At 28.9% G+C, this 20,762-nt stretch carries 21 protein-coding genes; 16 read left to right on the forward strand and 5 right to left on the reverse strand.

What is annotated here, in order from left to right; genetic code table 11:
• Window positions 1-20: 20 nt before the first annotated feature.
• The 3 genes from lysS to LXN10_RS11240 all read right to left on the reverse strand — a co-directional run bounded on the left by lysS (window position 21) and on the right by LXN10_RS11240 (window position 4,562).
• Entirely contained in the window at window positions 21-1,535 is a 1,515-nt protein-coding gene (gene lysS, locus LXN10_RS11230; protein ID WP_375723106.1) for a lysine--tRNA ligase, read from the reverse strand.
• Window positions 1,536-1,547: 12 nt separating this feature from the next.
• The gene (locus LXN10_RS11235) at window positions 1,548-2,312 is read right to left on the reverse strand and encodes a CvpA family protein (RefSeq protein ID WP_375723107.1); all 765 of its coding nucleotides are present in this window, start codon (window positions 2,310-2,312) and stop codon (window positions 1,548-1,550) included.
• Window positions 2,313-2,375: 63 nt separating this feature from the next.
• On the reverse strand, window positions 2,376-4,562 hold the full coding sequence (locus tag LXN10_RS11240; protein WP_375723108.1) for an ATP-binding protein: 2,187 nt from the start codon (window positions 4,560-4,562) through the stop codon (window positions 2,376-2,378).
• Between the two features lie 82 nt (window positions 4,563-4,644).
• Here LXN10_RS11240 and ispG point away from each other — a divergent pair, with 82 nt between their 5' ends.
• The 6 genes from ispG to gmhB are packed head-to-tail and all read left to right on the forward strand — an operon-like array spanning window position 4,645 to window position 9,707.
• Window positions 4,645-5,709, forward strand: a complete 1,065-nt coding sequence (gene ispG, locus LXN10_RS11245; RefSeq protein WP_375723109.1) for a flavodoxin-dependent (E)-4-hydroxy-3-methylbut-2-enyl-diphosphate synthase — start codon at window positions 4,645-4,647, stop codon at window positions 5,707-5,709.
• Window positions 5,710-5,766: 57 nt separating this feature from the next.
• Window positions 5,767-7,206 carry a replicative DNA helicase gene (locus LXN10_RS11250; protein ID WP_375723110.1) on the forward strand — a complete coding sequence of 480 codons (1,440 nt, stop codon included), beginning with the start codon at window positions 5,767-5,769 and terminating at the stop codon, window positions 7,204-7,206.
• A 9-nt stretch (window positions 7,207-7,215) separates the two neighbouring features.
• Complete coding sequence (gene cysQ, locus LXN10_RS11255) at window positions 7,216-7,965, forward strand: 3'(2'),5'-bisphosphate nucleotidase CysQ (RefSeq protein ID WP_375723111.1); 750 nt, start codon at window positions 7,216-7,218, stop codon at window positions 7,963-7,965.
• Between the two features lie 27 nt (window positions 7,966-7,992).
• Complete coding sequence (locus LXN10_RS11260) at window positions 7,993-8,715, forward strand: hypothetical protein (RefSeq protein ID WP_375723112.1); 723 nt, start codon at window positions 7,993-7,995, stop codon at window positions 8,713-8,715.
• 55 nt (window positions 8,716-8,770) lie between these two features.
• On the forward strand, window positions 8,771-9,166 hold the full coding sequence (locus LXN10_RS11265) for a prepilin-type N-terminal cleavage/methylation domain-containing protein (protein WP_375723113.1): 396 nt from the start codon (window positions 8,771-8,773) through the stop codon (window positions 9,164-9,166).
• 10 nt (window positions 9,167-9,176) lie between these two features.
• On the forward strand, window positions 9,177-9,707 hold the full coding sequence (gene gmhB, locus LXN10_RS11270; protein WP_375723114.1) for a D-glycero-beta-D-manno-heptose 1,7-bisphosphate 7-phosphatase: 531 nt from the start codon (window positions 9,177-9,179) through the stop codon (window positions 9,705-9,707).
• Here gmhB and LXN10_RS11275 read toward each other — a convergent pair.
• The gene (locus tag LXN10_RS11275; RefSeq protein WP_375723115.1) at window positions 9,691-10,488 is read right to left on the reverse strand and encodes a DNA ligase; all 798 of its coding nucleotides are present in this window, start codon (window positions 10,486-10,488) and stop codon (window positions 9,691-9,693) included. The genes gmhB and LXN10_RS11275 overlap by 17 nt on opposite strands.
• Window positions 10,489-10,599: 111 nt before the next feature.
• Here LXN10_RS11275 and rfaD point away from each other — a divergent pair, with 111 nt between their 5' ends.
• The 8 genes from rfaD to LXN10_RS11315 are packed head-to-tail and all read left to right on the forward strand — an operon-like array spanning window position 10,600 to window position 18,471.
• Window positions 10,600-11,610: an ADP-glyceromanno-heptose 6-epimerase gene (rfaD, locus tag LXN10_RS11280; RefSeq protein WP_375723116.1), complete on the forward strand. Its 1,011-nt coding sequence runs from the start codon at window positions 10,600-10,602 to the stop codon at window positions 11,608-11,610.
• On the forward strand, window positions 11,610-13,040 hold the full coding sequence (gene rfaE1 / locus LXN10_RS11285) for a D-glycero-beta-D-manno-heptose-7-phosphate kinase (RefSeq protein WP_375723117.1): 1,431 nt from the start codon (window positions 11,610-11,612) through the stop codon (window positions 13,038-13,040). Before rfaD ends, rfaE1 begins: the two co-directional genes overlap by 1 nt.
• A gap of 1 nt (window position 13,041) precedes the next feature.
• Window positions 13,042-13,614, forward strand: coding sequence for a D-sedoheptulose 7-phosphate isomerase (gene gmhA, locus LXN10_RS11290; protein ID WP_375723118.1), 573 nt, complete (start codon window positions 13,042-13,044; stop codon window positions 13,612-13,614).
• Entirely contained in the window at window positions 13,615-14,157 is a 543-nt protein-coding gene (locus LXN10_RS11295) for an adenine phosphoribosyltransferase (protein WP_375723119.1), read from the forward strand.
• A complete protein-coding gene (trpB, locus tag LXN10_RS11300; protein WP_375723120.1) occupies window positions 14,157-15,368 on the forward strand; it encodes a tryptophan synthase subunit beta in 1,212 nt (403 codons plus the stop codon). The genes LXN10_RS11295 and trpB overlap by 1 nt, the downstream gene beginning before the upstream one ends.
• 8 nt (window positions 15,369-15,376) lie before the next feature.
• On the forward strand, window positions 15,377-16,072 hold the full coding sequence (locus tag LXN10_RS11305) for a DedA family protein (RefSeq protein WP_375723121.1): 696 nt from the start codon (window positions 15,377-15,379) through the stop codon (window positions 16,070-16,072).
• The gene (locus LXN10_RS11310; protein ID WP_375723122.1) at window positions 16,053-17,471 is read left to right on the forward strand and encodes a leucyl aminopeptidase; all 1,419 of its coding nucleotides are present in this window, start codon (window positions 16,053-16,055) and stop codon (window positions 17,469-17,471) included. Before LXN10_RS11305 ends, LXN10_RS11310 begins: the two co-directional genes overlap by 20 nt.
• Before the next feature lie 31 nt (window positions 17,472-17,502).
• Window positions 17,503-18,471, forward strand: coding sequence for an aldolase catalytic domain-containing protein (locus LXN10_RS11315; protein ID WP_375723123.1), 969 nt, complete (start codon window positions 17,503-17,505; stop codon window positions 18,469-18,471).
• 31 nt (window positions 18,472-18,502) lie between these two features.
• Here LXN10_RS11315 and LXN10_RS11320 read toward each other — a convergent pair whose 3' ends face one another.
• Entirely contained in the window at window positions 18,503-18,925 is a 423-nt protein-coding gene (locus tag LXN10_RS11320; RefSeq protein WP_375723124.1) for a DoxX family membrane protein, read from the reverse strand.
• A 175-nt stretch (window positions 18,926-19,100) separates the two neighbouring features.
• Between LXN10_RS11320 and LXN10_RS11325 the strand changes: the two genes are divergently transcribed.
• Together LXN10_RS11325 and LXN10_RS11330 are read left to right on the forward strand one after the other, a co-directional pair.
• Complete coding sequence (locus LXN10_RS11325; RefSeq protein ID WP_375723125.1) at window positions 19,101-19,649, forward strand: pyridoxamine 5'-phosphate oxidase family protein; 549 nt, start codon at window positions 19,101-19,103, stop codon at window positions 19,647-19,649.
• A 626-nt stretch (window positions 19,650-20,275) separates the two neighbouring features.
• Window positions 20,276-20,746 carry an MOSC domain-containing protein gene (locus LXN10_RS11330; RefSeq protein WP_375723126.1) on the forward strand — a complete coding sequence of 157 codons (471 nt, stop codon included), beginning with the start codon at window positions 20,276-20,278 and terminating at the stop codon, window positions 20,744-20,746.
• Window positions 20,747-20,762 lie beyond the last annotated feature (16 nt).

A 20,762-nucleotide genomic window follows, 5' to 3' on the forward strand; every position in this document is an offset into this window, starting at 1 on the left:
TCTCCTGATTTATTATTTTATTATTGGTCTTCTGAATGTAAATCTATTTCTTGTTTAACTGGTTTCATTGCTGGAAATAGTAATACATCTCTAATACTATGTTGATTTGTTAACATCATAACAAGTCTATCAATACCTATACCTTGCCCAGCTGTAGGAGCCATTCCATAAGATAAAGCATTTACAAAGTCTTCATCCATCTCATGTGCTTCATCATCACCTGAATCTTTAGCAGCCATTTGGCCTTCAAACCGGCCCAGTTGGTCTAAAGGATCATTTAACTCTGAAAAGGCATTTGCAATCTCTTTTCCTGCAATAAATAATTCAAATCTATCTGTTAAATGAGTTTTCTCATCATTTCTTCTTGCTAATGGTGAAATCTCAACTGGATATTCTGTTATAAATGTTGGGTTAATTAATTTCTCTTCAACATATGCATCAAAAAGTTCACCTTGAAGTTGTCCAATATTCATCTTTTCATTTACTTCAAGTTTATTTTCTTTCATAAATGCAATAATTTTGTCTTTGTCTTCAACGATATCTTCTGGAACGCCACCAATTTCATAAAGTGATTGAATTAATGGAATCTCAGTAAATTTATTAAAATCAATTTCAAAATCACCATATGGTAAGTTTGTTGGTAAATCTAAGTTTTCAAACAAGTACTCAAAATACTCTTTTGTAAGGACAATTAAGTCTTTATATGTTTTATAAGCCCAATAAAACTCAATAGAAGTAAATTCTGGATTATGTGTTGCATCCATTCCTTCATTTCTAAAGTTTCTATTTATTTCAAATACAGCTTCAAATCCACCTACGATTAATCTTTTTAAATATAATTCAGGTGCAATTCTTAAAAATCTATCAACACCTAATGCATTGTGATGTGTAGTAAATGGTTTAGCATTTGCTCCTCCTGCAATTGGATGCATCATTGGAGTTTCAACTTCTAAAAAACCTTTTGATTCAAAGAATCTTCTTGTAAGGCTAATAACTTTACTTCTTATATGAAAAGTTTTTCTCACTTCACTATTCATAATTAAGTCTAAATATCTTTGTCTATATCGTGACTCTTTATCTTGAATACCATGGTATTTTTCAGGTAGTGGAGAAATTGCTTTTGTAAGTATTTGAACACTATCAACATGTAGTGATAATTCACCTTGACCTGTTACAAAAGGATATCCACCAACTTCAATAATATCTCCAACTTCAATATTCTTTTTAAATACATCGTTGTAAAAACCTTCTGGTAAATTATCTCTTGCAAGATAAAGTTGTAACATTCCACTCTCATCTTCTATTTTTAGAAAAGATGCTTTTCCCATAAGTCTAAAAAATTTAATTCTACCACTTACTATATAGTGTCTTTTCTCATCTCTTTTATCTTCTTTTTGAAAAATATCGCTGTTTACATTTAAGTATTTTGCAATAGTTGTATTTCTTTTTGATTCATTAGCATAAGGATTTACACCAAGTTCTCTTAAGTTATTTGCTTTTTCAATTCTTTGTTGTATGTATGTATTTTCAAACAATATATAATTCCTTTATTTCTCTTCATTTGCTGGTTTTGTAAGAGTATCTTTTATTATCTCTGTTCCAGTCTCTTTTACTTTTTGCACTGCATCACTTGTTGATTGAATAATTTTATCACCTAAAGTCTCTTTTTTAGGAGTTGTTTCAGGTTTTACTTCTTCTTTATCAATATTTGTTCCAGATTCTACATCTTTTTTTATTTCATCAACAGTTGTTTCATCTTTATTCTCTTTAGTAGTTTCAGCTACTGTCTCTTTTTTTGTTACTTCTTCACTAGTTGGTAAAAATTTAGAAGTATCAAGCTTAACTATAAATCCACCTGTCTCCACTAAAACTGGGAAAACTATTGAATTAGCAAGTTTCTTATCTAATGAAGCTCTAAATGATTGAATTTGATATAAAGCATAAAAAATTACTGAAATAATTAAAAATATCTTAGCTGTACCAAAAACAAATCCAAACAGTCTATTTAGTGCACCCAATCCGCTCATTTCACTCATTTTACTTAAGATTGAACCTGCAATATAAACTAAAATCCAAAATCCAATTAAAGTAACAACAAATCCGATTAATGATAATGTAGCATTACTATCAATTCCAATTAATGGTTTAATAAGGTTTCCAACTGTTTCTGATAATCTTGAAGCTATAAAAATACCTCCAATAATACCAACAAGTCCGAAAACTTCTTTTATAAAACCTTTAAAAAGACCTTTAAGTCCTAATACTACTGAAATCCCAACAATAATCATGTCAAAAGTAGAAAACTCTTGCATTTGGTTCCTTTTATATAATATTTGGCAATTATATCGAAAATAGTTAAAAGAAAAGTTAATGGTTTATTTGTTGAAATCTATAATAAAATTTGCACCAAAATATTCTTTTTCTTTGTAAGTAAAAGCTTTATTTTCTATATCTAGTTTTAAATGCATATTTTTTTCTAAAATAGTTTTTGTCATATATAATCCGATACCTCTTCCTTGACTTTTGTGTTTGGTTGTAAAGTAAGGCTCAAAGATATGCTCTATAATATCTTTATTTATGCCATTTGCATTATCTTTTATTGATAAAGTGTTTTCAAAAGTTGTAATAAAAATATATCTTTGTTCTTTTTTATTTTCAACTAAAGCTTCAATAGCATTATTTATTATATTTAAAATAGCTTGTTGAAATTGTTCTTTAGACGCAAATATTTTTATTTTATCATCAATATTACTTACAACTTCTATATGTTCATCTTCTAATTTATTTGTAACTATTTTTATATTTTGATTAATTATGTCTTTTAATAAGAACTCTTCTTCTTTTTCATCTTCTTTGTAAAATATTCTAAAGTCTTCTATTGTTTTTGATAAAAATTTTGAACTTTCAACTATATGAGAACACAAGAAGTCTAAACTTTCATCATCTAAACTATTCATCTCTTTTTTTAATAATATTGAACTAGCAGAAGAGGATATTGCACTAAGAGGCTGTCTCCATTGATGAGCTATGTTATTTATCATCTCTCCCATTGCTATCATTTTATTATGTTGAAAAAGTATTTCATCTTTCTTTTTGTTTTTTAAAATCTCATCTTTTATTCTTACTTCAAGTGATTCATTTAGATTTTTTAGCTCTTTTGTCTTTTCTTCAACTAAAATTTCTAAATTATCATTTAAAATTTTTAATTCAGATTTTTGTTTTATATCCAAAGTAATATCTGTTAGTGTAACAACAATATAAGGTATTTTTTCTCCACTAAACAAATTTAGACTTACATTTAATAAAAAGTGCTTAATTTCTCCATCTTTTTTCATGGCAGCTTTTAAATTTCTTTTTGGATTTTCTAAAATAAATTGTGCCCAATTTTTACCATTATAGTCTTTATCTACTACATAATTTTCGTCATTAAGGTCTATAAACATTTCACATATACATCTATGCTCTAATTTAAATTCTTCAATAGATGTGTACTGATTAAAGAAGTTTAGAAATTGTTTATTTGCATTGTTTAAATTTTCTCCATCTGTTAAAATAATAATATTTTGCTGTGAATCAATAATTTGTTGTGCTTTTTTCTTTTCTATAATAACTTTTCGAGAAAAAATATAATAAAAAATCAAACTTAAAACAAAAGTTAAGAAAACAAGTAGAGAAATAGCATTAGTTATAAAATTAGTTTTAAATTTACTTATGTCAGACATATCTATATCTTCAAGGTTTTTAGAAAAAACAATATATCCAATATTTTCTTTTTCAAAATCTTTTATTTTATAAGTGCTTATAAACTTATTATCAATAATCAAATAATTATTAGTTTTTAGTACTTTTTCTATTCCTATTTTTTTTATTAAGTTTATTAAATAATCTTTTGCATCTAAGTTTGAGATGTAATATTCATCTATAAAGTTATTAGTAAAAGGATATTTTAAAGAATTAAAATACTTTTTATCTGCCAAAATAAGACTATTTGCATTAGACTTATTAATATCCTTTGCAATTGAATTGAAGTGAGTAATAACTTCAAATATTCCAAGAAACTCTTTTTGGTCATATATTGGTATTATTGAATGGAAAGTCATATCATACCGACCAACACTAATTGTAGTTGTAATTTTTGGATTTTTTAGTAGATCTTTAATGCCTTTTCTAAATATTAAAGTATCATTTTTGTGTTCAGTCCAACTTCTATAAAGACTCTTTCCATTTTTGTCTATAATCATAAACCAAATATTTTTAAAACTTGTATTCGCTCCAAGTTCTTTAGAAAAACTAGATAAATCTAAATTACTTATATCTTTTGTTATTAATGAATTTTTTATATTTTCAAATTTTGAGGTTGCAATGGCAAGGGACAAAGTAGCTGTTTTTTTATCTTCAATTAAAAAATTTATGTTTTTATTAAGTTGAGTTGACAAAATAGTATATTTGTTATTTAATAACTCTTTTTCATGGCTTTTTAGGTAATTAAAAGAGATATAAACAAAAGTAAAAATTATTATAATAAATAATAGTATGTATATAATTAAAGGTTTTTTATTCATGTATTTATTATATCCTTTCTTATATAAAATATTAATGGAAATATTTATTTGAAAATTTATTTTTTTTTGCTACAATCCTGACATGATAAAAAGATACCCTACAAAAAAAATATTCGTTGGTAATGTTGCTATTGGTGGTGATGCTCCAATATCTGTACAATCAATGACATATACAAAAACATCAGATATTCAAGCTACTATTGAGCAAATAAAACTATTGCATTTTGCAGGTGCAGATATAGTAAGAGTTGCTGTTCCTGATATGGAAGCAGCATTAGCTTTAAAAAGCATCAAAGAGCAAACCTCTTTGCCTTTGGTTGCTGATATTCATTTTAATTATAAATTAGCACTAATTGCTGCAGAATCTGTGGATTGCATAAGATTAAATCCGGGAAATATTGGTAGTAAAGATAGAGTAAAAGAAGTTGTAAAAGCTTGTCAAAATAGAAACTTACCAATAAGAATTGGGGTTAATTGTGGCTCACTAGAAAAAGAGTTTGAAAATAAGTATGGACAAACACCTGAAGGTATGGTTGCAAGTGCCGATTATAATATCAAATTCTTAGAAGACTTGGGCTTTACAGATATAAAAGTATCACTAAAAGCTAGTGATGTTCAAAGAACTGTTCAAGCTTATAGAAACTTAAGACCTATGAATAATTATCCATTTCACTTAGGAGTTACAGAAGCTGGAACATTGTTTCATTCAACAATTAAGTCTTCAATTGCATTGGGAAGTTTACTTCTTGATGGTATTGGAGATACTATGCGTATTTCTATAACTGGGGAGTTGGAAAAAGAAATAGAAGTAGGGCGAGCAATTTTAAAAGATGCGGGTCTAACAAAAGAAGGGCTTAATATAATCTCTTGTCCAACTTGTGGAAGAATAGAAGCTGACTTAGTTAGTGCAGTGGCAGAAGTTGAAGCGAGAACCAAACATATAAGAACTCCATTAAATGTTTCAGTAATGGGTTGTGTGGTAAATGCCTTAGGTGAAGCAAAAAGTGCAGATGTTGCAATTGCTTATGGAAAAGGTAGTGGTTTGATTATAAAAAAAGGTGAAACTATAGCTAAACTTCCAACAGAAGAACTTCTTGAGAGATTTTTAGAAGAGGTTGAAAAAGAAGTGGCAAATCAAAAAGAGTAAATTAACAAAACAATAATCTATTCTTAGCTAGAATATTATCCTTTAATTGGAGAAATAATGGATAGTATTTATAGTTTAAACATAGAAAGAGCGGTATTAAGTTCGATTTTATTTAATCCCGATGAGATAGAAGATGTTTTAGGTGTTTTAAAACCAAAAGACTTCTATCTTCCTGCTCATCAGAAAATCTTTGCAGTTATGGAAAAACTCCATAATGAAGACATGCCAATAGATGAAGAATTTATTCGAAGAAGAGTAAATCCAAAAGATGTTGATGATGATATTTTAATAGAGATACTTTCTGCAAATCCAATCACAAATACCTTAGCATATACAAGAGAGATAAAAGATGCAAGTGTTAAAAGAGAACTTGCAACTCTAGCAACTACAATAAAAAAAGTTGCCATTGAAGATGATATTGCAGCAAGTGAAGCTGTAGATACAGTACAAAATGCACTTTATAAAATCACTACTGATTCAGCCTCAACAGAACTTAAAGATATACATGTAATCACAGATGATACCTTGTCCTATATAAAAAGAATGAAAGAGCTTGGTGGAAAACATCTTATTGGTGAAACAACAGGTTTTTATGAACTAGATAAAAAAACAACTGGTTTTAATGATGGGGATTTAATTATTATTGCAGCAAGGCCAGCCATGGGGAAAACAGCTTTAGTTTTAAATATGGCATTAAAAAATGTTGAAGCAAATAAAGGGGTGATTTTTTTCTCACTTGAAATGCCAGCAGAACAACTTATGCTAAGAATGTTAGCGGCTAAGACTTCAATTCCTTTACAAAACCTTAGAAAAGGTGATTTAGATGATGCTCAATGGTCAAATTTAAGTGGCGCATTTGAGGACTTAAATAAAAAAAGACTTTTTGTTGATGATGGGGGAAGTGTTAATATTAATCAACTTCGAGCAAGGGTGAGAAAATTAGCTCAAAATAAAGATAATAATATATCTTTAGTAATTATCGATTATTTACAACTTATGCAAGGGACTGGAAATAAAGATAGACACCAAGAGGTTTCTGATATTTCAAGGGGTCTTAAAATGTTGGCAAGAGAAATGAAAATACCAATTATTGCACTATCTCAGCTAAATAGGGGACTTGAAAATAGACCTGATAAAAGACCAATGCTAAGTGACTTAAGGGAATCTGGTTCTATTGAGCAAGATGCCGATATTATTATGTTTGTTTATAGGGATGATGTGTATAAAGAAAGAGATGAGGCTAGAAAAGAAAAAGAGGCAAAAGATAAAGGGGAAGATTATAAATCAACCTTTACAAATAAGCCAGTAGAAGAAGCTGAAGTAATTATAGGAAAACAAAGAAATGGACCAATTGGAACAGTAAGACTTGATTTCCACAAAGCCTTAACTAAATTTGTTGATAAAGAACATAGTGGTGAAGCACCTATTGAAGTTGTTTTTGAAACAGTTGCTGATAATCAAAAAGAGACAAATATTGATATTCCAAATATTCTTTAAGGAAAAAACTTGCTAGAAACAATAAATTTAAATGATATAAAAGATATTGCACTAAAAGCTAGCGAAGTAATAATGGAAATTTATAATAAAGATTTTGAAGTAGAGTATAAAGAAGATAATTCTCCACTTACCCAAGCTGATATAAAATCAAATGAAATTATTTGTAATAGTTTAATAAATTTATATCCAAATATCTCAATTATGTCTGAAGAGAATAAACAGACTGATTATGAGATAAGAAAAGATTGGGAGTATTATTGGTGTATTGATCCAATTGATGGAACAAAAGAGTTTGTCAAAAAAAATGGTGAGTTTACTGTAAATATTGCCTTAATACATAATCAAGAACCAGTTTTAGGAGTTGTTTATGCTCCTGCAATTGGTGTAATGTATAGTGCCAAAAGAGGGGTAGGTGCTTTTAAAAATACGCAAAAACTTCCAATAAAAAGAGATGATAGTAAATATATCATTGTTGCTAGTAAATCACATATGTCAGAAGAAACACAAACATATATTGATAACATAGAAACAACAAAAGAAAAAGAGCTGATTTCTATGGGAAGTTCATTAAAACTTTGTTTAGTAGCAGATGGTAGCGCTGATTGTTATCCAAGGGTTGCACCTACTATGGAATGGGATACAGCAGCAGCTGATGCAATAGTAAGATGTGCAGGAAAGATGACTTATCATTTGGAATTAGAAAAACCACTAATTTACAACAAAAAAGATTTGTTGAATCCAAATTTTGTGGTTAAATAATATATAATAAGTTATAAAGGAGTTAAAATGAAATATGATTTTTTTAATGATTTTGATTTTATACCATATGAATTGGCAATAAAATTTGATTATAGATTAGAAAATGTAACTAATAAATTAAAAAATTTTTTTAAAAATGTAAAAATTGACTCCTTTGAAGATGAATATGTTGAGTTTTATTTAGCAGGATCATGTATAAAGGCTGATACATTTAGAGATATTGATATATTTTTATTTACAAAAGAAAAATTAAAAAGAGTATGTGCTAATTTAGATAGAAAATATTTTTTATATGAAAACAACTCAAATACTTATCTTTATGATACTGATTTAATTCAAATAGTATATAGGGAAAGATTTTTAGAAAAAGATTTAAAATTTATTGTAGATATATTCGATTTTCATTCAACCAAAATAGGTTTTAAATGTGTCTTAAATACTAAAAACTTTGAAATAACAGTTAATGAAGCTGATGTTAGAGAAGATTTTGTAAATTATGTACTTACAAAAAAGAATGGTTTGACAAGAGTAAACTTAAATCCTTTTGTAACTCTTCAACGGGCAATTCATTTTTTAAAAAGAGGGGATGATGTTCCCTTTTATGTCTTTTTAGAAATTTTCTCAAAAATCTCATTGATTGAAAAAGATGAACCAATAGAAAAATACTTTGATAGACTGCAAGGTGATGAAGATAAAGTTAAAGAAGTAAAAGATGCTATTTTTAAATATCTGTCATTTAAGAATAATTAAAAAGTAATTAAAAAATTTAATGATATAATTTATTTTATTATTAAAAAGGTAAAAAATGGTAAGTACAAAAGCTTTTTCATTACTTGAATTGATTTTTGCAATAGTTATAATAGGAATAATCTCAACAGTAGCAGTGCCAAAACTTTTAGATACAAAAGATAACGCAGAAGCTGCAATTGTTCAAAAAGACATAGCAACAATAATCTCATCAGTTAGAGCATATTATATGGTAAATAATAAACTTGATGATTTTAAAGAGGCTCTAACTTTGAATCCGAATACTTGGAATATAGAAGGTACAACAGCGATTTATAAAGATGACAATAGCTCTTGTGTATCTGTAAATATAGAGAATAAAAAATTAAGTGTAATCATAAATGATGAAAATAGTGGAAGTGTTTGTGAGAAAATAATAGCTTCTGGTATTTCTTCTTCTGAGTATGATTTATAATAGGAATATAATGCAAAAAGCAATTTTTTTAGATAGAGATGGAGTTATTAATATTGAAAAAAACTATTTATATAAAGTTGAAGATTTTGAGTTTATAACTGGTGTTTTTGATACTTTAAAATATCTACAAGATAATGATTATAAACTTTTTATTATAACTAACCAATCAGGTATTGGAAGAGGATATTATACACAAGAGGATTTTAATAATTTAACTTCATGGATGCTAGAGGAGTTTGCAAAAAATGGTATTACTATCTCTCAAGTAGAACTTTGTCCCCATGCCCCAACTCAAGAGTGCAATTGTAGAAAACCAAAAACTGGAATGATAGATAATATACTCAAAAACCATAAAATTGATTTGGGAAACTCTTGGTTAATTGGAGATAAAAAATCAGACATCTTATGTGCTAAAAATGCTGGTATTAAAAGCAGTATTCAAGTAAAAACTGGACATGACTTTGATGAATCAAGTAGCTTAGCAAATTTTGTTTGTGACTCAATAAAAGAAGTTAAAAATATAATTATTCCTGCTTCCTAACTCTTAAAAATGAAGCAAATTTTGGTTTACCATTTTTTGTTAAATCGTAATATTTAAATGTAATTTGTTCTCCTACTTTTGGTGGATTTAGTCTTTGTTTATCACTAAAACCATTTCCAAGATTAAAAATTATTCCATTATTTAGTTTTATTTCTAAACTTTTCATTTTTTTATTATTATAATTTATTCTTTGAACAATTCCCTCTTCATCATAAAACTTTTTTACTTTTAGAGAATTTTTACTTCTTTTGTTTATATATTCAAGGTTTGGATTTTTTATTATTACTCCTTCACCTTTTAATAAAACAATTTTTTCTAAAAAATTATCTAACTCTTTTTTATTTTTGCATTGTATTTGTTTGATTATATTCACTTTTATATTTGGATTTTTATCAAACCAATCTTTAATTTTTTCTAATCGCATGTAAAAGTTGCCTTTTGAGTTTGGAGCTTCAAAAATATTGTATGTTATTTCACTCCATCTTGAACTTGCTGCTTTATCTAAAACTATACTTTGAATATTTTCAAAATCATCTCTTTTGCTCCAAAGTTCACCATCAAGTTCAAAGGGTGGAAAATTATTGGTAAAAGAAGTTGGTGCAAATATTTTATTACCATTTTTTGTATATAAAGATTTTCCATCCCAATAGGCTCTTATTCCATCTAGTTTTTCACTCATAAGCCAGTTATTTATCTCTTGATTTTTATATATTTTGGGCTTTTCTAAATTTAGACTAAAGATATTTGAGATGATAAATATTAATATAATGAAAATTTTCATATGAACTCCAAATATAATTTAAAAAATTATATTTTAAATTATCTGATTTTATTATAAAACCGTAACTTAATTTTCGATAGAATAAAGCCCATTTATGTAAAGTAGGTAAATATGAAATATACAGAATATGATTTTAATGAAAAAACGATATTAATTACAGGAGCCGCAGGATTTATTGGCTCAAACTTATGCTTTTATTTTCAAAACAATTATCCAAATTCAAAGGTTATTGCTTTAGATTCATTTAGAAGTGGTGAAACTTTAAGTAATGGTAACTTGAAGTCTTTTGGACACTATAAAAACTTATTAGGTTTTACAGGAACAGTTATTAGTGGGGATATCAATGATAAAGAACTATTAAATCAAATTGATGAAGATTACGAATTTGATTTTATTTTCCACGAAGCTGCTATTTCAGATACGACTGCAAGTGAACAAGACTTGATGGTAAAAACAAATGTTAATGCCTATGAAGATTTATTAAAAATGGCAATTAATCATAATGCAAACATGATTTATGCAAGTAGTGCAGCAACTTATGGGGATGCTGCTTCTCCTCAAACAGTTGGAAATGAAAATCCAGGAAATGTTTATGGCTTTTCAAAACTTATGATGGATAATATTACTTATGATTATTTAAAAAAAGATTTAGATATCTCTATTGTGGGACTAAGATATTTTAATGTGTATGGTCCAAGGGAGTTTTATAAAAATAAAACAGCTTCAACTGTAATACAATTTGGACATCAAATATTAGCTGGTAATACGCCAAAATTATTTGAAGGTAGTGATAAAATACTTAGAGATTTTATTTATATAGAAGATGTAATTCAAGCAAATATAAAAGCAGCAACTCCTAAAAAAAGTGGAGTTTATAATGTGGGAACTGGAAAAGCTAGATCTTTTCAAGACATAGCTGATATTTTACAAAAAGAGTTAGGTACAAATTTAGGAACAAATTATATTCCAAATCCATATATTGGACAATATCAATTCCATACAGAAGCAAATATAGAAGATACAAAAACTTATTTAGATTATGAGCCAAAGTATGAAATGGAAGATGGAATAAAAGATTATATCTCTGAGATAAAGAGAATTTATGAGATGGAGGTTAAATAATGGAAAGAATTTTACAAAATGAAAAAAAACCAAATATATTAGTTATTGGTGATTTAATGGTTGACCACTATCTCTGGGGAACTTGTGAACGAATTTCACCAGAAGCTCCTGTTCAAATTATTGATGTACAAAATGAGACAAAAGTATTAGGTGGGGCTGGTAATGTTATTAGCAATCTTTTAAGCCTTGGTGCTGATGTTGGTGTTTTATCAGTTGTTGGTGATGATAGTGTTGCAGAAGAGGTAAAATATCTTATTGATGCAACAGATGCAAAAAGTTTTTTAATACTTCAAAAGGGAAGAAAAACTTCTAAAAAATCTAGAATTATGGCATCAAAATCACAAGTCGTAAGATATGACCATGAGAGTAAAAATAATATCTCTTTTGAATCAACTGATAAAGTATATGCAAAACTACAACAAATAGTTAATGGCTATGATTTAATTTTATTATCAGATTATGGGAAAGGTGTTTTAACAAACGATTTGACACAAAGAATCATTAAAATAGCAAAACTAAATAATAAAAAAGTAATAGTAGATCCAAAGGGTACAAACTATGCAAAATATGCAGGGGCATATTTTTTAACACCAAATAAAAAAGAAGCAGAAGTAGCAACTGGTATAAAAATTGATTCAAGTGATAGTTTACGAGATGCTTTAAAAGAGTTACAAAAAATAGCTAGTTTAGAGATGTCAGTAATTACTTTAAGTGAAGATGGAATAGCTGTTTTAAAAGATAAAGAAGTTACTGTTAAACCTACAGTTGCAAAAGAAGTATTTGATGTAACAGGTGCTGGTGATACTGTTTTAGCATCACTAGGTTATGCTTTATCTATGACTGATGATATTTTTGCAGCACTAGAGTTCGCAAACTTAGCAGCAGGAGTAGTTGTTGGGAAACTTGGAAGTGCAACAGTAACTCTTGACGAAATAGAAGATTACAAAGCAACACTACATAAAAGCTCTATTGACCTGCACATAAAAACAGTCAAAGAGATAAAAAAAGTAGCAAAAAGATTAAGAAAACAAAATAAAAAAATAATCTTTACAAATGGTTGTTTTGATATTTTACATAAAGGACATGTGTCATATTTAAATAATGCGAAAGCTTTAGGTGACATATTAATAGTAGGTTTAAATTCAGATGATAGTGTAAGAAGATTAAAAGGTGAAAATAGACCTATAAATAATCATGATGATAGAGCTTATATTTTATCAGCTTTAGAGTGTGTTGATTATGTAGTAATTTTTGATGAAGATACACCATATGAATTAATACAAAGGGTGAAACCTGATGTTTTAGTAAAAGGGGCTGATTATGAAGGTAAAGAAGTAATTGGCTCTGATATTGCAAAAGAGACAGTTTTGATAGACTTTGTAGAAGGTAAAAGTACAACTTCAACAATTGAAAAGATTTTAGGTAAATAATATGAAAAAAACAATAGAAAAAGAGTTTCAAGCACATTTAGAAACAATTCAAAAAGTAATCGAAACGATGAGCGAACCTTTAGAAAAAGCTTCGAAACTAGCAGTTGATACATTAAAAGCTGGAAATAAAATTTTGATTTTTGGAAATGGTGGAAGTGCAGCCGATGCACAACACATAGCAGCAGAATTAACAGGCAGATATAAAACTGAAAGAAGAGGTTTACCAGGTATTGCTCTTACAACAGATACAAGTGCACTAACTGCTATTGGAAATGACTATGGTTATGATAGAGTTTTTGATAGACAAGTTGAAAGCTTAGCAAATGAGGGTGATTTACTTATAGGTATTTCAACTTCTGGTAATTCAAGAAATGTAATCAATGCTTTTGAAGTAGGTAAAGATTTAGGTTGTAAGATTATCGGACTTACAGGAAGAGATGGTGGAGAAATGGACTCTTATTGTGATGTTAACTTAATAGTTCCATCAAATGATACACCTAGAATTCAAGAGATGCATATACTATTTGGACATACTATTTGTCAACTAATTGATGATGCATATGAAGGGAACTAGATGAGTTTAACGCAAGAGCAAAAAGATTTAATTTTTAATTCAATAAGAGATATAAAAGACTTCCCAAAAGAGGGAATAATATTTAAAGATATTACAACTTTATTAAATAATAAAGAAGCATATCAAGCTTTAATGAATCATTTTGAAGAGAGATATAAATCTTATGATTTAGATTATATTGCAGGTATTGACTCAAGAGGTTTTATATTTGGAGCAGCATTAGCTGATAGACTTGGTATTGGTTTTGTTCCTGTTCGAAAAAAAGGAAAATTGCCAGGAACTACTGTTTGTGAAAAATATGAATTAGAGTATGGCTTTGATGAGGTAGAGATTCATCTTGATGCTTTTCCTATAAAAGATGCAAGAGTTTTATTAATTGATGATTTAATAGCAACAGGAGGTACTGCTAATGCTGCTGCAAAACTTATCAAACATGTTAATGCTAACTTAGTTGAAGTATGCTTCTTATTAAATCTTAAATTTTTATCTGGGGATAAAAAAGTAGCTGAACATGCCCCTGTTTATTCAGTATTGGAGATATAATGCAAGAAATATATATACCTAAAAAAAGTAAATTTGATCCAGATGAAAATGGACATTTTGGTGAGTTTGGTGGAAGATATGTTCCTGAAACATTGATGCCTATTTTACTTGAACTAGAAGCTGAATACAAAAAATATAGATTTGACAAAGAGTTTTGGACAGAAGTAAATGAGCTATTAAGAGAGTATGTGGGAAGAGAAAATCCTTTATATCATGCTAAAAACATCTCTGCAGAAATTGGTGCAAAAGTTTATCTAAAAAGAGAAGACTTAAATCATACTGGTGCTCATAAGATAAACAATGTAATTGCACAAGGGTTACTAGCAAAAAAACTAGGAAAAACAAAAGTTATTGCAGAAACTGGTGCTGGACAACATGGAGTTGCAAGTGCAACTATTGCTGCACTTTTAGGTTTAGAGTGTACAGTTTTTATGGGTGCAAAAGATGTTGAAAGACAAGAACTTAATGTATTTAGAATGAAACTTTTAGGTGCTAAAGTCGTAGCTGTTCAATCTGGAAGTAAAACTTTAAAAGATGCAATGAACGATGCAATTAGATATTGGGTTACAAATGCAAGAGATACTTTTTATATAATTGGAACTGTTGCTGGGCCTCATCCTTATCCTATGATGGTAAGAGATTTCCAATCAGTTATTGGTTGGGAAGCAAGACGACAAGCTCTACAAAAAGATGGAAGATTACCAGATTTCGTATTAGCTTGTATTGGTGGAGGATCAAATGCTATTGGTATTTTTTCACACTTTTTAGAAGATAAAGAAGTTACTTGTATAGGAATAGAAGCAGGAGGACTTGGAACAAGCACAGATAAACATGGTTGTTCTTTAGAAAAAGGAACTCCTGGAATATTACATGGACAATGTTCTTATTTACTTCAAGATGAAGATGGACAAGTTCTAGAAGCGCACTCTTTTTCAGCGGGACTTGATTATCCAGGAATTGGACCAGAACACTCTTTTCATAAAGATAATAAAACTGTGCAATATGATTCTATCACAGATGAAGAAGCACTTGATGCTTTTGTATGGTTAAGTAGAAAGGAAGGAATTATTCCTGCTTTTGAAAGTGCTCATGCAATAGCATATTTGAAAAAAGCAAAAGAAAAATTCCAAGGAAAAACAGTAATTGTGAATTTATCAGGTCGAGGTGACAAAGATATGGTTCAAGCAAAAGATTTATTAAATTTTGAATAGGAATATTTTTGAGAAATAGACTAAAAAACAACTCAGGTAAAATACTTTTTTTAGTAGTAGTAATATTCTTTTCTTTTATTGCTTACGAATTATACAAGGCACCCGTTAGCGGATTAGAAGATAAGTTTTTATATCTATTAAAAATGTATGGATATATTATCCTTTTTGCTTGGTCTATTTTAGAAGGTGAGCTAGGATTAATCATGGCAGGACTTATGTCTCATGATGGTTCTATGCACCTTTATTTAGCTATTTTTGTAGCTGGACTTGGTGGTTTTGTTGGTGATCAGATTTATTTTTATATTGGTAGATTTAATAAAGCTTATGTGCACAAAAAGTTTTCAGGTCAAAGAAGAAAATTTGCCTTAGCACATCTTTTATTACAAAAGTATGGGTGGCCAATAATTTTTGCACAAAGATATATGTATGGAATGAGAACCGTTATTCCAGTTTCAATAGGACTTACTAGATATAGTGCAAAAATGTTTGCATTTATAAACATACTTAGTGCTTGGTGTTGGGCAGCTATTACAATAATTCCTGTGTGGTATTTTGGAGAAGAGATTTTAATTGTGATAAAATTTGCAAAAGAACATTGGTATTTTGCAGCGCCATTCGCAATTTTAATAGGTGGTGGAATGATTTATTATTTTAACCAAGCATCAAAAAAAAAGGAAAAAGTTAATGAAAATAACCCTAAGTAATGATAGCATCAAAAAATTAGATACAGCAGTTGAGATAAGTATTGTTTTAAATTTAGAAGATGTAAATAAATATGATAAAGAGATTTTAGATGATTTAAACTTTAAAGCAAAAGATGAAGAAGTTGTATTTTTAGTTGAATCAAAAAAGATATATGTAGGATGTGAAGAAGAGTCTTATGATGCAATTGCAATTGCAATATCAGCAGCTATGAAAAAGTTTAACTCAACAAAATACAAAGATGCAAAAGTAGAAATTTTTGGTGAAGAAAAAGAGACTTTAAAAGCTTTAGTTGAAGGTGCTATTTTAGGATCTTATACTTTTGATAAATATAAAAGTAAAAAAGAAAAAGAGTTAAAAAAAGAGTTAATTATTTGTTGTAAAGTTTCTAAAGAGTTAGAAGAAGTTTTAGAAGAATCAACTCATATTGCAAATTCAGTTAATAAAGTTAGAAATTTCGTAAATACAACTCCACAAGACTTTTATCCAGAAGTTATGGCAAAAGAGGCAAAAAAAGTTGCAAAAGAAAATGACATAATTTGTAAAGTTCATGGTGAAGAGTTCTTAGAAAAAAATGGAATGAATGCCATGCTAAGTGTGGCAAGAGCAAGTGTTCATGAACCAAAACTTATTCATATGGCATATAAACCAAAAGATCCAGTTAGAAAAGTGGTACTTGTAGGTAAAGGTTTAACTTATGATTCGGGAGGATTATCTTTAAAACCTGCTGATTTTATGGTTACTATGAAATCAGATAAAAGTGGTGGTTGTGCAGTTATTGGTATTTTAAATGCTGTTGCAAAACTAAACTTACCAATTGAAGTTCATGGAATCATTGGTGCTGTTGAAAATATGATTGGTGGAGATGCCTATAAACCTGACGATGTACTTGTTGCTAAAAATGGTAAGACTATAGAAGTGCGAAATACAGATGCTGAAGGTAGACTAGTACTTGCTGATTGTTTATGTTATGCCCAAGATAAAATCAAAGATTTTGATTATATCTTTGATTATGCAACTCTAACTGGTGCTTGTGTGGTAGGTGTTGGTGAATACACAACTGGAATCATGGGTAATAATACAGTTTTAAAAAGAGATGCAGTTTGCAATGCCTTAAACTCTGGGGAATATGCAACAACTTTACCATTTAATAGATTTTTGAGAAAAACTATCAAATCTGAGATTGCTGATATTTGTAATATTGCTAATACAAGATATGGTGGGGCAATTACAGCTGGGTTATTTTTAGATAATTTTATATATGATGAAAATAAAGATAAATGGTTGCACTTTGACATAGCAGGACCTGCATTTGTAGAAAAAGCTTGGGGATATAATCCTCATGGTGCAAGTGGAGCAGGGGTTAGAATGACAGTTGAGTTCTTGAAGAACTTATTGTAAAATAAAAAAAAGCTAGGGGGATTATAGAAGGATGATTGAGAAAAAAGGTTCAATATTGTCAGTAAGAGAAGACATAAAAGTATTTGATTGTACGATTAGAGATGGTGGATTGGTAAATAACTATCACTTTACAGATGAGTTTGTAAAAGCTCACTATGAAACTTGTGTTGCTTCTGGTGTTGACTATATGGAAATAGGGAAAAATAATTCTCCTTCTATTATGAGTGAAGATGAATTTGGGGCTTGGAACTTCTGTAAAGAAGAAGATATAAGAAGAATAGTTGGTGAAAACAATACAGGCATGAAAATAGCAGTTATGTCAGATATTGGTAGAACTGTATCTTCTGAATTACTTCCAAAAAGTGAAAGTGTTGTTGATATGATAAGAATAGCAACATATATTCATCAACTTCCAGCAGCCATTGAGCTAATCGAAGAAGCTCATGCAAAAGGTTATGAAACAACTGTAAATATTATGGCTATATCTAAATCTTTTGATGATGAGTTAAACGAAGTATTAGAGCAACTAAGTAAAACAAATGTAGATATTATTTATATTGCTGATAGTTTTGGTTCTTTTTATCCTGAACAAATTAATAAACTTACAGAAAAATATCTAGGTTATGCAGAAAAAACTGGTAAGAAAATTGGTATTCATGCTCACAATAACTTACAACTAGCATACGCAAATACAATCGAAGCTATGATGTATGGAGCAAGTTTTTTAGATGTGACTATTTCTGGACTTGGACGAGGAGCTGGAAATTGTCCACTTGAACTTTTAATTGGTTTTCTAAAAAATCCAAAATATAAACTAATGCCAGTACTTAAATTCATTGAAGAGTATATTGTACCTTTAGAAAAAGAGCTTGATTGGGGATATAGTATTCCATATATGTTAACTGGTCAGTTAAATGAACATCCAAGAGCTGCTATGAAAGCAAGAGATGAGGGTGATACAAAATATAGAGAGTTTTATAGAAACTTACTAGCTGAATAAAAGCAAAATGAAGAGTTAAACTCTTCATTTGTTATACTGCTTTTACTTCTTTTCTTTGGTTTATTTCGTTTTGATAAATCAAAATTCCTGCTAAAATAAATACCACATTTTTTACAATATATTGTCCTACAAGTGTAAAGGCATATGGTGCATGGGTAAATGAGATATCTGGTAAGATAAATAATGGTGTGAAAGTACAAATCATATGTGCTAGAAATAAAACAACTACATATCTTGTATATATGCCAAAAATAAATCCTAGACCAACAGTTACTTCCCAAATAGCTAATAGCTTGATTGATAAGGTATCACTAATAAGCCCAAAAAACATTTTGTGAATAGTAGTAATTGCCAAGTCTTCAGCAGGACTTAATTGTGGGAAGAATTTTAACATCCCATACCATAAAAATATAATACCAAGTGAAACTCTTATGAGCTTTATCGTTTTTTCCATTGTCATTCCTTATAAAAAAAGGATTATAAAACAAATAAGCTTAGGTATTAATTAATAGTCATTATCATTATTATTAAATATATTTATTTAGCAGTTAGAATTTTTATATTAATATATTTATCAAAATAAAAGACAAAAAATCTTAAAGTCTTTATCAACTTATTAAAGGAAATATATGGCAAATATTACTGATAAACTTAGCAAGATTGATATAGAATTTATAGAAAACCAAAAGATGTTTTTTGTATCAACTACTCCAAAAGAGGGTAAAATAAACCTTTCACCAAAGGGTTTAGATGATACTTTTAAAATAATAAATGAAAATAAAATCTTATGGCTAAACTATTTTGGAAGTGGAAATGAAACGGCAGCTCATTTATTAGAAGATAATAGAATGACTATTATGTTTTGTGCTTTTGAGGGTGCACCAAATATCCTAAGACTTTATTGTAAAGCAAAAGCGATACAAAAAAGAGATGATGCATGGGAAGAGTATATTTCACACTTCTCTACAAAAAGAGCAGCAAGACAAGTTTTTGAAGTAACAATTGAAAATATAAATAACTCATGCGGTCAAGGTGTTCCTTTATATGACTTTATAGGTCAAAGGGAGGATTTACCTGTGATTTATAATAAAATGAGTGAAGAGGAGCATATTGCTTATATGAAGAAGAAAAATGTGCTTAGTTTTGATGGGAAGCATACAAAGCTTTTTGAGGATTAAACATGCTCTTGAAGAGGTAAACCTCTTCGCTTCTTTTACTTTGTCCATACAAAGTAAACCTTGTGCTTGCACTCTCTTTGAGAAAACCACCAACCGTATCAAAGCCCTTCGGGTTTCCCTCATTTATTATTTATCTTTCCTGCCTTGCAAAACTCATAAAAAAATATGCTTTATAGCATATTTGTTATATTCAAACAGTTACAAGTCTTTTCCAAAAAGAGAAATAAATATTCGGCTTTTGCAAATGTTGGAATAAAGGTGGGATAAGGACATTTACATTTTTGATTGTCTTATGTTAAAACTTTTATTTACTAAATTTATAAATGATAGTTTGAACTATAGGAATCCCTTTCTGCCTTTGATGAAGCTGGAAGTTAGATGTTTATTTTCGGTAAAGCCCGAAACTGTTCGAACGTTAAAAAATGACCTAAATGGTCATTTTAGTGAGTTTTGCAGGGCAGGAAATAAATATATAACTGGAAGGGAGCTTTGCTTTCATCAATTCGGCAGTCTTTTTTGTTTACTTTTTCGAGATCAAAAAGTAAGAAAGCGGAAACCTTTAGGTTTTCAAGAGAGGAAATATTTATAATATTAAGCTATAATCAAAAGAAATAAAGGAAAACACTATGTCAGGAAAAATATCAAATCTTCTTATCTCAAAAAGTATTGAAAGCCCTATGCAAAATGTAAATCAAGTAGTTTTAGAAGTTGGTAAAGGAATCTTTGGAGATAGATATTATAACCAAGAAGGAACATTTTCTAACAAAGGAACAGTAGAACCTGATAGAGATGTAACACTAATAGAAATAGAAAATATAAACGCATTAAATGAAGAACACAATCTTTCATTTACACCTGAAGACTTTAGACGAAATATCGCAGTTACAAATTGTGATTTAAACTCACTAGTTGGGAAAGAGTTTCAAATAGGAGAAGTAGTATTAAAAGGTATTAGACTATGCGAACCTTGTAAATATATAGCAGAAAAATTAGATGAGAAAAAAGCATTAACTCAAATGGTACATAAAGCAGGGCTAAGAGCTCAAATTATCAAAGGTGGAAGCATAGACTTAAACTGTCAGATTGAAGTATTATAAGGATTTAACTTCCTTA

It is taken from the genome of Arcobacter iocasae (genome assembly GCF_042214795.1).
Classification (GTDB): Bacteria; Campylobacterota; Campylobacteria; order Campylobacterales; family Arcobacteraceae; genus Arcobacter; species Arcobacter iocasae.

Bases quoted from the DNA above. Each gene is read 5' to 3' on its own strand.
- LXN10_RS11275 (WP_375723115.1), bottom strand. From the start codon at position 10,488: ATGAAAATTTTCATTATATTAATATTTATCATCTCAAATATCTTTAGT.
- rfaE1 (WP_375723117.1), top strand. From the start codon at position 11,610: ATGGAAAGAATTTTACAAAATGAAAAAAAACCAAATATATTAGTTATT.
- LXN10_RS11240 (WP_375723108.1), bottom strand. From the start codon at position 4,562: ATGAATAAAAAACCTTTAATTATATACATACTATTATTTATTATAATA.
- gmhA (WP_375723118.1), top strand. From the start codon at position 13,042: ATGAAAAAAACAATAGAAAAAGAGTTTCAAGCACATTTAGAAACAATT.
- trpB (WP_375723120.1), top strand. From the start codon at position 14,157: ATGCAAGAAATATATATACCTAAAAAAAGTAAATTTGATCCAGATGAA.
- LXN10_RS11250 (WP_375723110.1), top strand. From the start codon at position 5,767: ATGGATAGTATTTATAGTTTAAACATAGAAAGAGCGGTATTAAGTTCG.
- LXN10_RS11260 (WP_375723112.1), top strand. From the start codon at position 7,993: ATGAAATATGATTTTTTTAATGATTTTGATTTTATACCATATGAATTG.
- ispG (WP_375723109.1), top strand. From the start codon at position 4,645: ATGATAAAAAGATACCCTACAAAAAAAATATTCGTTGGTAATGTTGCT.
- LXN10_RS11325 (WP_375723125.1), top strand. From the start codon at position 19,101: ATGGCAAATATTACTGATAAACTTAGCAAGATTGATATAGAATTTATA.
- LXN10_RS11310 (WP_375723122.1), top strand. From the start codon at position 16,053: ATGAAAATAACCCTAAGTAATGATAGCATCAAAAAATTAGATACAGCA.
- LXN10_RS11315 (WP_375723123.1), top strand. From the start codon at position 17,503: ATGATTGAGAAAAAAGGTTCAATATTGTCAGTAAGAGAAGACATAAAA.
- gmhB (WP_375723114.1), top strand. From the start codon at position 9,177: ATGCAAAAAGCAATTTTTTTAGATAGAGATGGAGTTATTAATATTGAA.
- rfaD (WP_375723116.1), top strand. From the start codon at position 10,600: ATGAAATATACAGAATATGATTTTAATGAAAAAACGATATTAATTACA.
- LXN10_RS11235 (WP_375723107.1), bottom strand. From the start codon at position 2,312: ATGCAAGAGTTTTCTACTTTTGACATGATTATTGTTGGGATTTCAGTA.
- LXN10_RS11265 (WP_375723113.1), top strand. From the start codon at position 8,771: ATGGTAAGTACAAAAGCTTTTTCATTACTTGAATTGATTTTTGCAATA.
- LXN10_RS11295 (WP_375723119.1), top strand. From the start codon at position 13,615: ATGAGTTTAACGCAAGAGCAAAAAGATTTAATTTTTAATTCAATAAGA.
- LXN10_RS11320 (WP_375723124.1), bottom strand. From the start codon at position 18,925: ATGGAAAAAACGATAAAGCTCATAAGAGTTTCACTTGGTATTATATTT.
- LXN10_RS11330 (WP_375723126.1), top strand. From the start codon at position 20,276: ATGTCAGGAAAAATATCAAATCTTCTTATCTCAAAAAGTATTGAAAGC.